The organism is Hominilimicola sp., from assembly GCF_046972485.1.
GTDB lineage: Bacteria > Bacillota > Clostridia > UBA1381 > UBA1381 > Hominilimicola > Hominilimicola fabiformis.
In genome coordinates this window covers 1-12,959 of sequence record NZ_JBKVWU010000059.1, presented here as the reverse complement: position 1 = coordinate 12,959, position 12,959 = coordinate 1, and the positions used below count along the sequence as shown (strand labels likewise).

11 protein-coding genes and 1 tRNA gene are annotated in these 12,959 nt (G+C 38.2%); 5 read left to right on the top strand and 7 right to left on the bottom strand.

All coding sequences use genetic code 11. The features are described 5' to 3' along the window. The 4 genes from hisZ to ACLTU0_RS07405 form a co-directional block, all read left to right on the top strand. A partial coding sequence (gene hisZ / locus ACLTU0_RS07420) for an ATP phosphoribosyltransferase regulatory subunit (RefSeq protein ID WP_412321855.1) occupies window positions 1-1,226 on the top strand: 1,226 nt, incomplete at its 5' end. A gap of 22 nt (window positions 1,227-1,248) precedes the next feature. Continuing rightward, window positions 1,249-1,887 (top strand): ATP phosphoribosyltransferase, encoded by a 639-nt coding sequence (gene hisG, locus ACLTU0_RS07415; RefSeq protein ID WP_022230350.1) that lies wholly within the window; start codon window positions 1,249-1,251, stop codon window positions 1,885-1,887. Further along, window positions 1,884-2,597, top strand: coding sequence for a 1-(5-phosphoribosyl)-5-[(5-phosphoribosylamino)methylideneamino]imidazole-4-carboxamide isomerase (gene hisA, locus ACLTU0_RS07410; RefSeq protein ID WP_412321854.1), 714 nt, complete (start codon window positions 1,884-1,886; stop codon window positions 2,595-2,597). Before hisG ends, hisA begins: the two co-directional genes overlap by 4 nt. 18 nt (window positions 2,598-2,615) lie before the next feature. After that, window positions 2,616-3,335: an ATP-binding protein gene (locus ACLTU0_RS07405; RefSeq protein ID WP_412321853.1), complete on the top strand. Its 720-nt coding sequence runs from the start codon at window positions 2,616-2,618 to the stop codon at window positions 3,333-3,335. Window positions 3,336-3,707: 372 nt separating this feature from the next. On the opposite strand, the gene ACLTU0_RS07400 is transcribed toward ACLTU0_RS07405, so the two are convergent. The 6 genes from ACLTU0_RS07400 to ACLTU0_RS07375 all read right to left on the bottom strand — a co-directional run bounded on the left by ACLTU0_RS07400 (window position 3,708) and on the right by ACLTU0_RS07375 (window position 11,958). Further along, the gene (locus tag ACLTU0_RS07400) at window positions 3,708-5,315 is read right to left on the bottom strand and encodes an MBL fold metallo-hydrolase RNA specificity domain-containing protein (protein ID WP_412321851.1); all 1,608 of its coding nucleotides are present in this window, start codon (window positions 5,313-5,315) and stop codon (window positions 3,708-3,710) included. Between the two features lie 122 nt (window positions 5,316-5,437). Further along, window positions 5,438-5,896: a low molecular weight protein-tyrosine-phosphatase gene (locus tag ACLTU0_RS07395; RefSeq protein ID WP_117968028.1), complete on the bottom strand. Its 459-nt coding sequence runs from the start codon at window positions 5,894-5,896 to the stop codon at window positions 5,438-5,440. Between the two features lie 548 nt (window positions 5,897-6,444). Beyond that, complete coding sequence (locus tag ACLTU0_RS07390) at window positions 6,445-7,260, bottom strand: sugar phosphate isomerase/epimerase family protein (RefSeq protein WP_117968859.1); 816 nt, start codon at window positions 7,258-7,260, stop codon at window positions 6,445-6,447. A gap of 13 nt (window positions 7,261-7,273) precedes the next feature. Further along, entirely contained in the window at window positions 7,274-8,104 is an 831-nt protein-coding gene (gene kduI / locus ACLTU0_RS07385) for a 5-dehydro-4-deoxy-D-glucuronate isomerase (RefSeq protein WP_117968860.1), read from the bottom strand. Between the two features lie 75 nt (window positions 8,105-8,179). Beyond that, the gene (locus ACLTU0_RS07380) at window positions 8,180-10,486 is read right to left on the bottom strand and encodes a diguanylate cyclase domain-containing protein (RefSeq protein WP_412295204.1); all 2,307 of its coding nucleotides are present in this window, start codon (window positions 10,484-10,486) and stop codon (window positions 8,180-8,182) included. A gap of 122 nt (window positions 10,487-10,608) precedes the next feature. Beyond that, on the bottom strand, window positions 10,609-11,958 hold the full coding sequence (locus ACLTU0_RS07375; RefSeq protein WP_412295205.1) for an NCS2 family permease: 1,350 nt from the start codon (window positions 11,956-11,958) through the stop codon (window positions 10,609-10,611). A 287-nt stretch (window positions 11,959-12,245) separates the two neighbouring features. Between ACLTU0_RS07375 and ACLTU0_RS07370 the strand changes: the two genes are divergently transcribed. Next, window positions 12,246-12,731 (top strand): pyridoxamine 5'-phosphate oxidase family protein, encoded by a 486-nt coding sequence (locus tag ACLTU0_RS07370; protein ID WP_412321850.1) that lies wholly within the window; start codon window positions 12,246-12,248, stop codon window positions 12,729-12,731. 46 nt (window positions 12,732-12,777) lie between these two features. Here the strand turns inward: ACLTU0_RS07370 and ACLTU0_RS07365 are convergent. Continuing rightward, window positions 12,778-12,852: transfer RNA gene (locus ACLTU0_RS07365), tRNA-Glu, on the bottom strand. Between the last annotated feature and the right edge of the window lie 107 nt (window positions 12,853-12,959).

Sequence of the window (12,959 nt, the reverse complement as noted above, 5' to 3'; positions counted from 1 at the left end):
CACCTACATTTGAATATTACGACTGTTATTTAGGTCTTAGCGGTCAGATTTCACAAGAGCATATGTTCAAGTTTTTTGACGAACAAGGACGTATTCTTGCACTAAGACCGGACTTTACAACATCAATCGCCCGTATGGCGGCAACAAAGGTTGCAAATTCGGACAAGCCTCAGCGCTACCTATACACAGGCAACGTATACAGAGTTGAGCAAACGCAAGGCGCACGTCAAAGAGAATTTACGCAAAGCGGTATCGAGCTTATCGGCTCATACTCACCTGCCGCAGACGCTGAAGTTATTTCAGCAGCTATGGAGGCTGTTCTTGCGGTAGGTATTGAAGAATTTTCAATGGAAATCGGTCAGATTGCATTCTTCAACGGACTTGTAAAGCAAGCAGGACTTGACGAACAATCTATCGAAAAACTTCGTGAACGTATTGATTCAAAAGACTCTGTCGGTATTAAGACGATTACAGACAAACTTGACATTGATGACAACATCAAAAATCTTATGATTGACTTGCCTTACCTTTTCGGCGGTGAAGAAGTTTTCAAAAAGGCTTATGTTGACGGTCTTAACGAAGAATCTAAAAACGCACTCGACAACTTAAAGCGTATATATGAGCTTTTGTGTCTGTACGGTTTTGAAAAGTACGTTTCTATTGACCTTGGTATGCTTGAAAGTATCGACTACTACACAGGCTCAATCTTTAAGTGCTACACACACGGTGTCGGCTTCCCTATTTGTGCCGGCGGACGTTACGATAATCTTATGGGACAATTTGGTGACAATAAAGGTGCTGTCGGTGCGGCAATCGGTATAAACAGACTTATTTCCGTACTAAGCGACAAGGAGGTACATGATGTTTCCGCATCACTTGTTTTTGCCGAAAAGAACGCCGAAGGCATTGCCTATGACATTGCATACAATCTTCGTGTAAACGGCTGCCTTGTTGAAATGTATATCGGTGACGGCGATTATAAAGCAGCCGAGGAATATTCAAAAGGTAAAAATATCGGTGCAATGCTTAGAGTTTTCCCTAACGGTCAGCTTATGATTAACGATTTTGCAAAACACGAAATTATAGAAACAACCGCAAACGAATTTTTAGGCTACTATGACGAATCTATGATGTTTGACGAACACGACCATTGCGGCTGCGGCTGTGACCATGACCACGAGCATGAACATCACCACGACCACTGCGACTGCGGTCACGAACACTGATTTTAGGGAGGAAGAGATTATAATGAGATATTTAACAGTTGCTCTTGCAAAGGGCAGACTTGCCGAACTTGCAATGGAATTATTTATTTCAATCGGAATGGATTGTTCCGAAATGAAAGAAAAAACAAGAAAACTTATTTTCACTGACGAAAAAAACAAGATGAAATTTATCCTTGTAAAAGCGTCTGACGTTCCTACTTACGTTGAATACGGTGCGGCTGACATCGGTATCGTCGGTAAGGACACACTTTTGGAAGAAAGCCGTAACCTATATGAAATGGTTGATTTGGGATTCGGAAAATGTAAAATGGCTGTATGCGGTCCGAAAGAATTAAAAGGTAAGCTTGACACTATGACAAATCTTCGTGTTGCGTCAAAGTATCCGCACATCGCAATGAAATATTTCCAAGACGACAAAGGTCAGACTATTGAAATTATAAAGCTAAACGGCTCTGTTGAGCTTGCTCCGCTTGTCGGACTTTCGGACGTCATTGTCGATATTGTCGAAACAGGTAAAACACTTTACGAAAACGGTCTTGACGTTCTTGAGGACGTATGCCCTCTAAGTGCACGTTTTGTTGTAAACAAGGTTAGTATGAAAATGGAAACAGAACGTATTATGAATATTGTAAAACAGTTTGAGGAGAGAATTACAAAATGAGAATTTACCCTGCGATTGATATAAAAGACGGTAAATGCGTGAGATTGTTCAAGGGACAATTTTCGGACGTTACCGTATACGGTGACTCCCCTGCCAAAATGGCTAAAAAATGGGAAAGTCTTGGCGGTGAATATATCCACGTTGTCGACCTTGACGGTGCTTTAAAAGGTCATGGCGTAAATGCCGCAAAAATCAAAGAAATATGCGAAAGCGTCAATGTTCCCGTACAAACAGGCGGCGGTATTCGTACTATGGAGGATATTGAGGCAAAACTTGCCTGCGGTATTGACAGAGTAATCATAGGTACAAAAGCCGTTTCAGACAGTGAATTTGTTAAACGTGCCGTTGATAAATACTGCAAAAAAATCGTTATCGGTATTGACGCAAAAGACGGTATGGTTGCTATCGAGGGTTGGGAAAAAACAAGCGATTTTACCGCTGTTGAATTTGCAAAGAAAATGGTAAATATCGGCGTACAGACAATCGTTTATACGGATATTGCAACCGACGGTACACTTGCCGGTCCTAACGTAAACGCAATGGCTGAAATGGCAAGTGCGGTAAATGCCGATATTATCGCCTCGGGCGGTGTCGGCAGTCTTGACCACATCAAGTCACTTGTTACAACAGGTGTTGAGGGTGTTATCGTTGGTAAGGCACTTTATACGGATAAGGTTGACTTAACCGAAGCTATCAAGGCGGTAAAATAACAGGAAAGGCTGAATAATATGAAAAAGGTAGTAAGTCTTACAAGGCGTGCTATTGAACAGTATAATATGATTGAGGACGGCGATAAAATTGCCGTCGGTGTTTCCGGCGGTAAGGACAGTCTTGTACTGCTTAATGTGCTTGCGGAACTTTCGCGATACTATCCGAAAAAATTTACCGTTATGGGATTGACTTTGGATATGGGATATGATGCCGATTATTCAAAAGTACAAAAAATGTGTGATGATTTGGGCGTTGAATATAAGGTTAAGAAAACAAATATTAAAGAGATTATTTTTGATATACGAAAAGAATCCAATCCTTGCTCATTGTGTGCAAAAATGCGCCGCGGTGCGTTAAATGATATGGCAATCGAAAACGGCTGCAATAAAGTTGCACTCGGTCATCATAATGATGATGTGCTTGAAACATTCTTCCTTAGCCTTATGCACGAGGGCAGAATACATTGTTTTTCGCCTATTACATATCTCGACCGCACTGATATGTATCAAATCAGACCTATGATTTACGTTCGCGAACGTGATATTAGGGGTGTGGTTAAAAATTATGATATTCCCGTTGTTCACAATCCTTGTCCTGCTGACGGATATACGCAACGTCAATATATGAAAGATCTTATTAAACGTCTTGAAAAGGAAATGTATCCCGGACTTAGAAAAAGACTTTTCAGAGCAATTCAAGACAGTGCAATAGACGGTTGGAGCGATTATACAAAATAAGGACGGTCATTGACCGTCCTTGTTTTTTTGCCACCGCTCCGTCACTTCGTGACACCTCTCCTCAAGGAAAGGTTTTTTGTATGGCTCCCATTGAGGGGAGCTGTCGACACAGTCGACTGTGGGGTGGCTTTCTTATGCTTTATGCTTTTGCCACTACTCCGTCACTTCGTGACACCTCTCCTCAAGGAAAGGTTTTTTGTATGGCTCCCATTGAGGGGAGCTGTCGACGCAGTCGACTGTGGGGTAGCTTTCTTATGCTTTATGCTTTTGCCACCACTCCGTCAATTCGTGACACCTCTCCTCAAGGAAAGGCTTTTTTGTATGGCTTCCCTTAAGGGGAGTTGTCGACGCAGTCGACTGTGGGGTGGTTATCTATCTTTTCCACTTTTCAGACAACATATCAATCTGGTCTGCGAACTTTGCCAAATCTTTATTGGCCATTCCCTCACAACTTCTTGCAACTGCAAGCAATCTTTCCGCCGCGGCAATAAGTCTGCCGAATACAGTCGCAGCACGTTTTGTAGTTTTCTTTTTCTGCACGCGTATGCCGTACGTCTGTACAACAACTTCGCCTGTAAGCAAATCGTAACAAGTACCGCTGTATGGTGCAACAGAATTATAGCCGTATTCATTTCTGATACAATCGGTAAATTCATCGCAAGACTTTTCCTCGCCATGATTAACAAAAACAATTTCAGGCTTTTTCTTAAATGTTTTAAGCCACTTTATAAGACCGTTCTTGTCTGCATGTCCGCTTATTCCGTCAAGCATTTTAATTTCGGCATTTACTTCTATATCCTCACCAAACAATTTTACATTCTTAATACCGTCACACAACATTCTGCCGAGCGTTCCCTCTGCCTGATAGCCGACAAACAAAATCAAACATTCTCTTCGCCACAAATTGTGTTTTAAGTGATGCCGTATTCTTCCCGCCTCACACATACCGCTTGACGATATTATAACTTTCGGCTTTTCGTCAAAATTAATTGCAACAGACTCGTCAGTTGAAACGGCAAGTTTTAATCCGCTGAATGTAAGCGGATTTATACCGCTGTCCACCAACGCTCTTGCTTCTTCGTCCAGACATTTTACGTCACACTGTAAAAATATTGCGGTAGCCTCATTCGCCAAAGGACTGTCCACGTACACAGAAAAATCACCGTAACCTTTTATAAGATTTTGTTCTTTAATCTGACGTATATAGTATAAAAGCTCTTGCGTTCTGCCTACAGCAAATGACGGTATAACAACATTTCCGCCCCTGTCAAATGTTCTCTGAAATTCCCCCGCAAGCAATGTTATATAATCAGGTACTTCCGTATGAAATCTGTTTCCGTAGGTGGACTCTATAACAAGATAATCGGTATCGTCCGTATCATAAATCGGAGTCGGGTCTTTTATAATCGGTTGATTTGTATTTCCCACGTCACCGCTGAAAACTGTTTTCTTTGTAATACCGCTTTCTGTTATCCAAATTTCTATACAAGACGAGCCGAGCAAGTGACCTATATCGTGAAATCTTATTTCGACATTTTCCAAAATTCTTATTTTCTCATCATAATTACACGGACGGAATTGCTGAAGTACACCGATAGTATCGTCCATATCATAAATCGGAACATATTCTTCCCTGCCGGCACGCTTTGCTTTTCTGTTTCGCCATTTCGCCTCAGTTTCTTGAATATGCGCACTGTCCGGCAACATTATTTCGCATAAATCGGATGTTTCATTCGTCGCGTAAATTTTACCGCGAAAACCGTTTTTGTAAAGTAACGGCAAATTACCCGAATGGTCAATATGTGCATGAGTAAGCAATACACATTCAATATCATTTGGATTTATGGGGATTTCTTGATTTTCAAATATATCAGCACCTTGTTCCATTCCGCAGTCAACAAGAATATTTTTTCCGTTCGTTTCTATTAGCGTACAACTGCCCGTAACTTCGTGTGCCGCACCTAAAAATGTGATTTTCATACTAACTCACTTCCTTTCTATTTTATTTATACCACCGATTTCGGCTTTAGTAACAAATAAATTGTATTTTTTTATATTTTAATGTATAATATTTTTGAGGTGTTTGGTATAAAAAAAGAGCTTTAAAGCTCTTTTTTGATTTCCTTGAGTAAAGCAGTGCAACCTTCAAGTACATCATTGTATGTCACATCAAAATCACCTGTGTACCATGGATCCGCAATATCTCTCGGATTGTCGGACCAATCAAGTAAAAGGTGTATTTTGTTTTCGGTATCATTCGGTAACATACGTTTCATATTTCGTAAATTGTAATTGTCCATACCGATAATGTAGTCATATTTGGCATAGTCGGATTTTTTTAATTGAACCGCATATTTTCCGTCAACGGAAATACCGAATTCCGCAAGCTTTTTGCGCGTACCATAATGTACACCGTTCCCGATTTCCTCTGTACTCGTTGCCGCAGACGCTATGAAAAACTCATCACTAAGCCCTGCCTTTTTAACTAAATCTTTCATCACAAACTCCGCCATCGGCGACCTGCATATATTGCCGTGGCAGACGAATAGTATTTTTATCATATAGTTCTTCCTTTCTAAATTCAAAACTTTATTCCAACAACTTCATATACAAAAGCAGATAGGGATTTCCTTCTTCGTTGTAGACTGTTCTTTTATATATTTAAAAGCCTAAGTGTTTGTAAAATCCAACCGCTTTAAGGTTATCTTCATTGACGGTTACTTACTATATATTATAATTTTGAACGCCATATCGCACAAATTGTTTAGCTATTCCTTTTTTCTCGTTCCTGTGGTGAAATGAACAACATTTTCAAACGATTATTTTAAGTTCCCATAAAACCGACAATGTTATCCGTTTCGGCAACAACAAGATATTTTACGCTGTTTATAGTCTGCGGAACATATTCTTTAATCTTATTTACTTGCTAATCAGAAAGAAAAAGATGTATTGCACGAACGGAATTTCCCCAAACATTCAAAAGAGAATTTATAAGTTGATTATTTCTTTTACTTCATACAATTTAATATTATTATCCTCACCGTCTACATATTATACCACAGTAAAAAAGCCTTGATGTGAGTCATCCGCCCACATCAAGGCTTTTTATTTATACAAATCTCTTTTCAACCGCAGCCTTAACTTGTGCAAGGTGATCTTCCTTAACTTCTTCAAGAATAACTGCAATATCCGGATTATATTGCTTTAGCTTATCCCAAAGCAAATCTTTATTAAGCAATCCGTCGCACGGGAATTCATAAGCAACTTCACCGTCAACAAGTTTAAAATCTTTCAAGTGAAGCAACTTTGTTTTCTCGCCCAACAAATCAAAATGAGTATTAATAATTTCATCTTGATTTTTATAATTTGCGGTATTGATATAATTAACAGGGTCAAATATAACTCTGACATTTGGTGAATTAAGGTCATCGACCAATCTTTTCATCTTTGTCGGAGTATTTATAACATGAAAATGAACGCCCTCAATACCCACATTTACGCCTATTTCTTCCGCCGCAGAAACAAGTTTTTTCATATTCTTCAAAAGATACTGATATGTTTCTTCGGAGTTATTTATTTCATCGTCATCACTGAAACGGCAAGTTTCAAGACCGACCATTTCCGCACCGATATATTTTGCATAATGCAAATTCTCGATAAAATAATCAAGGCTTTCATTAAGGCTTTCCTCGTTTGCGTCAGACGGATTGATATAACAGCCCAAAATCGGCACACGAATACCGTTTTCACGCAATTTATCACCGATTGACTTAGCATATTCAGGTGTAAAATTACCTTTCTTAAAATCAGCCAACGATCTCAAAAGCACAAGCTGAACACCGCCAACGCCGTACTCTTTACACTTTTCGCACAAAGCGTCAAGCGTATTAGTATCGAAGTCATGACCTCTCATTCCAATATACATTTTACTTCTCCTATTACTTCAAGTCCTTTGTTTCAATGAAGTCCATATCGTCAAACTCTTGGTTTTCACCGCACATTGCCCAAATGAATGAGTAATTCTTTGTGCCGACACCTGTATGTATTGACCAGCTTGGTGAAATTACAGCTTCTTCATTATGCATAATGATATGTCTTGTTTCGTCAGGCTCGCCCATCATATGGAATACTGCGTCATTTTCGCCCATATCAAGATATAGATAAACTTCCATACGTCTGTCATGTGTATGACAAGGCATAGTATTCCAGTTTGAACCTACGTCAAGCATTGTAAGACCCATTGCAAGCTGACAGCTCTGCATAACTTCAGGGTGGATATATTGATTTATAACTCTCTTATTACAATCTTCAACACTGCCGCAAGGAACTTTCTTAGCCTTTGTAATATCAATCTTTACTGTCGGATATTCCTTATGAGCAGGACATGATGAAACATAGAACTTCGGTGGGTTTGCTTCGTCAACGCACTTGAAAGTAATTTCCTTATTGCCTCTGCCGATATATATACCGTCACGAGGGTTCATTTCATAATCTGTACCGTCAACTGTGATTATACCTTTTCCGCCGATATTGATACAGCCCATTTCACGTCTTTGTAGGAAGTAGTCAGCAGCAAGTTCCTTACCGGCCTCCAATACAAGCTCTTGCTTTACAGGCATAAATCCGGCTGTGATAATACGATCAATATGGCTATATACCATTTTTGAATTATCCGGAGTAAACAATCCGCTGATATGAAATTCCTCTCTTAATCTTTCAGTTGTGTAATGCTTTACATCTTTTGGGTTTGATGCACATCTTAAATCCATTTTAAATTTCCTCCTTGTATTAAATATTTTCTATATTACATTTTAACATATATTACTTTTAAAATCAAGTAGCTACTATTCCTTAGCCATTATGCAAATGCTTTTTTCTGCATTTACACCTTTCACCGTATGATCAGCCAAATCAAGTGCCTCGGTAACGCTTTCACCCGGATTAATCGTCGCGACACTCGCGATTATCACAACAGGACATTCCTTATAATTTCCGACCGTATCGGAAAAAGCTTCAAGCTTTTCTTGTATTTTCGTTTCTAAGTCCACGCCTTCTTCAAACATAAAACAACTGATAAATTTATCTGTTCCGTTCAAATGACAATTCACGCATACATCTTCAGAGCTATCAAGCAAGAACTTTGCAAATTGCTTTAAAACTCTGTCACCCTCTTCACGACCGTAAATACGGTTAAACTCATAAAATCTTTTAAAATTAAAATACACAAATCCGATTTTTTTGTTTGTCACGTGAGCGTTCCTCGTAATTCGTCCGACTTCTTCTTCAAACTTACTCAACGTAAATACGCCACAAGCGTCATAATCAACTTTATTTTGAAGGAATTTTTCATATTCCGTGATTATGTGTGACGATTTCATAAACATTGACAGTATCTTTGTTATTTCAAACATATTGTCAAATTCGTTCTTTTCCCAAATACGTTGCTTATCCCAACACTGATAACAGACAACATAATATACATCTTCGTTTTCGGTATTTGATGAATATATCATTTGAACGTGTTCCGCCGCCTCAAATATGTTCCTGTATTTTTTCGTAAATCCTTCTTTAAAATCAGGAGTATACTTAAATATATTATCCTTTTGAAATTTCTTTTTAAACAAAACAAGGTCATTATGCTCGTAATAACCGCTCTTTTTATCGGTGAACACAACATTATAATCACCGTCATGTTCTTTCCACCACTGAAATTCTATTTCAACTTTATCGTTAATCATATCGTATTTCATAATCTGAATACAGTCAAGATTAACTGCAACACCGATATGACGCATAAGATTTGATATGGCATTATCCGAATCGGTTGATTTAGACGCAATTTCAAGTGCAACCATTATTATATCGTGATTTTCCGAAACTTCTTCGCTTTCATCTTCTTCGGTCATAATTCCGGCGTATGTCAAAGCATTTTTATCAATAAATTCACCGTTGAAATATTCAAAGCGATTTTTTCCGTTCGTCTTTGCCGTATACAAAGCACTGTCGGCTTGTCTGAAAAGATCCTCATACTTCACTCCGCCACGTCCCAAAGTAACACCCATACTGCACGAAATATCTTTTTCGTCATTTTTATCTATACGCATTTTTAGTATGGCAAGACGTATATTTTCAAGTTTTCTCTCCAACTTTTCCGGCTTTGTGTTATCTATATACACAAGAAATTCATCACCGCCGAAACGACCGATTATATCCTTGCTGTCAAGCGTACTCTTTATACTTCCCGCAACCATCGCGATAACCGCGTCACCGTACAAATGACCGAATGTATCGTTTATGTTTTTAAAATTATCTATATCAAGAACGATAAATGCACATTCTTCGTTCATTTTTTGAGCTTTCAATCTCTCTCGAATTTTCTCGATTGCCGTTTCTCTGTTAAGCACTTTTGAAAGCGGATCTATATGTGCTTTTAATTTCAGCTGTTCTTCCTTTTTCTTTGTTTCGTTTATGTTTCGTGCACAGCCGATATATGTGTTCGTTTTCTCGGACGGTTTCAATACAAGTCTGTACCATTCAAACGGCTCTGAGTCATTCATACGCATACGTGCGTCAATCGTCAATTCGCCTTTTACGGGGCTCCCTTTTAAAGACTTGAGCAGTATTGTATCTTCCTGAAACATATACGTATTATTATCAAGATTTTTCATAAAATTCTGAACAGGACGTTCCAACATTTCATTGTCGATAGACGACATATAAAATATCGTGTTTGTATCTTTTTGAGAATCATATTCAAAAAAGTACTCATTTGTCGCACTTAATGCGATAATATACTTTGAACATTGATTTTCAAGTTCCATAAATTTTTTCTTGTTTTCAGAGTCGTCGAACAACAATGCAAATATGTGCTTATCATCAAGCTTTACGGCAAACATACAAATATATATACTGTCACCGCTCAAGTTTTTGCTTTTGAAATACAGTCGCTTGGGAGTGTCGGCACTTCGGATTGTATCGTCAAATAATTTGCGACATTCTTCTTCAACTATAATATTATCTTGATTAAAATTTCCGTTGTTGTATGTGTCATTGGTGTAATATATTTTGTAATTATCATCAACAGAAAACACCACCGCACTGCACGGCAATGAATCATATATTTCATAATCTTCTTTAAGAAAATACGTCATTGTTTTTCTCCGTTTACTCATTAATTTGTGATTTATATTATACCACACACTGAATATTTTTGCAATTAATTAATAAAAAAAGAACACTCAAAATTTGAGTGTTCTTAAATTAACAAATTGTTTTAAGCCAAGCCTGCTGCTTTTAGACCGATGTAGATTGCAAATAATACAACTGAAATCCACATAACAGCGCTGATGTCCTTTGCCTTACCTGTAACAAGCTTTAGTATTACCCATGATACGATACCGAACATAATACCGTTAGCGATTGAATAAGTAAGCGGCATCATAATGATTGCCAAGAATGCACCGATTGCATCGGCAATATCACCGTCAAACTTAACTTGTCTGATTGATGAAAGCATCAACAAGCCAACATAAAGCATAGCAGGAGTTGTTGCGAACGAAGGGATTGATGTAAAGATTGGTGCGAATATCAATGATATGAAGAACAATACTGCAGTTGTAACTGCTGTAAGACCTGTTCTGCCGCCTGCCGCAACACCGGCACTTGATTCAACGTAGCTTGTAACAGTTGATGTACCCAAGCAAGCACCTACAACAGTACCTACAGCGTCAGCCATAAGAGCGCCTGTTGCGTTTGGAAGTGAACCGTCTTTATCAAGAAGCTTTCCTTTTTCTGCTACACCTATAAGTGTACCTACTGTATCAAAAATATCTGTGTACAAGAATGTGAATACGATAAGTATAAATGCAGGAATATTCTTTGCTATAAATCCAAAGTCAAATTGGAACATCTTTGGAGCCTCAAAAGAACTTAGTGAGAATTGAGGAATAACTGAATATACGCCTGCCTCAGGATTTGGCACATACCAACCTACAAGCTGTGCCATGATGCCAAGAACCCAAGTTATAAGTATACCTAAAAGTATTCCGCCCGGAACTTTATAGTGCTGTAAAGCACCGATTATAAGCAAGCCTACAAGCGAAAGTACAACAGTCGGTGAAGAAAGTTCACCAAGTGCAACAGTTGTTGATTCACTTGCTACAACAACGTTTGCATTAAGCAATGCTATGATAGCAATAAACAGACCGATACCTGCTGTGATAGCAAATTTAAGGTTTGAAGGAATCTTGTTTACAAGAGCCTCTCTGAATTTGAATAGTGAAAGCAACATAAATATGATACCTTCAATAAATACTGCGGTCAATGCAACTTTGTAGCTGTAACCCATAGCACCGCATACTGTAAATGCAAAGAATGCATTTAGTCCCATACCTGACGCAAGAGCAACAGGATAGTTTGCAAAGAACGCCATACATAATGTAGCTATACCTGCTGAAATTGCAGTTGCAGAGAATACCGCTCCGGCTGACATTCCGTCAATTCCACCCAAATATGATGGGTTTACGGCAAGAATATATGCCATTGCAAGGAATGTTGTAATACCGGCAATAATCTCAGTTTTGACATCTGTACCGTGTTCCTTTAGTTTGAAAAGTTTTTCCATGGTAAATTTCCTTTCATTAATTTTTTGTTTTTACAGATTACATTCTATCATAAAAAATTTAAAAAATCAACGAAATATTCATAGTTTATTCAAATTTTAAACTATTCTTCATACTTTTTTAACAGTCTTGTTGACACAAAAAAATTACTGTGGTATAATTCTAAAAAATATAATAATTCTGCAACCGGGTAGAATAAATCAAAGCACTCGTTACACATCGTCAGGTCTTAGAAGATGTATAACGAGTGTACTTATTTTTAATTGTATAATTTTGAAAGGTGAATGAAATGTTTAGAGAAATGCGTAGAAAAAAACAGGAATTGAGTAAAGAAGAATGTATTGATATATTACAAACCGCTAAAACAGCCGTACTTGGTGTTGTCGGTGATAATGGATATCCTTATACCGTGCCGATTAATTTTGTATATGCAAATGATAAAATATATTTCCACGGTGCAAAAAACGGTCATAAAATCGACGCTATAAACAAGTGTAATAAAGTGTCGCTTTGCATTGTTGATAAAGACGATGTTGTTGAAGAAGAACTTACAACTTATTTTAAAAGCGTTATTTTGTTCGGTAAAGCAAGAATTTTAAATACAGATAAAGAAATTTTTCACGCAACAAAAGTTTTTGGTTTGAAGTATAATAATGATGTGACCGCAGTGGAAAAGGAAATTAAACGTGAGTGGAATGCCCTGTCCTGTATTGAAATCAAGATAGAACATATGACAGGTAAAGAAGCAATCGAATTGACTCGTAAACGTGGGTAATATAAAAGCAAAAAAAAGCCTTTCATAATGAAAAGCTTTTTAATGTTGGTGACCCGTGCGGGAATCGAACCCGCGTTACCGCCGTGAAAGGGCGGTGTCTTAACCGCTTGACCAACGGGCCATATTAGTCAAAAAATCAGAATAAGTAATTGGCTTATTCTGATTTTTTGGTGTGGCTCCTCCAGCTGGGCTCGAACCAGCGACATCATGATTAACAGTCATGCGCTC

Coding starts and splice junctions, on each gene's coding strand:
- hisG (WP_022230350.1), top strand. CDS start 1,249: ATGAGATATTTAACAGTTGCTCTTGCAAAGGGCAGACTTGCCGAACTT.
- hisA (WP_412321854.1), top strand. CDS start 1,884: ATGAGAATTTACCCTGCGATTGATATAAAAGACGGTAAATGCGTGAGA.
- ACLTU0_RS07405 (WP_412321853.1), top strand. CDS start 2,616: ATGAAAAAGGTAGTAAGTCTTACAAGGCGTGCTATTGAACAGTATAAT.
- ACLTU0_RS07400 (WP_412321851.1), bottom strand. CDS start 5,315: ATGAAAATCACATTTTTAGGTGCGGCACACGAAGTTACGGGCAGTTGT.
- ACLTU0_RS07395 (WP_117968028.1), bottom strand. CDS start 5,896: ATGATAAAAATACTATTCGTCTGCCACGGCAATATATGCAGGTCGCCG.
- ACLTU0_RS07390 (WP_117968859.1), bottom strand. CDS start 7,260: ATGTATATTGGAATGAGAGGTCATGACTTCGATACTAATACGCTTGAC.
- kduI (WP_117968860.1), bottom strand. CDS start 8,104: ATGGATTTAAGATGTGCATCAAACCCAAAAGATGTAAAGCATTACACA.
- ACLTU0_RS07380 (WP_412295204.1), bottom strand. CDS start 10,486: ATGACGTATTTTCTTAAAGAAGATTATGAAATATATGATTCATTGCCG.
- ACLTU0_RS07375 (WP_412295205.1), bottom strand. CDS start 11,958: ATGGAAAAACTTTTCAAACTAAAGGAACACGGTACAGATGTCAAAACT.
- ACLTU0_RS07370 (WP_412321850.1), top strand. CDS start 12,246: ATGTTTAGAGAAATGCGTAGAAAAAAACAGGAATTGAGTAAAGAAGAA.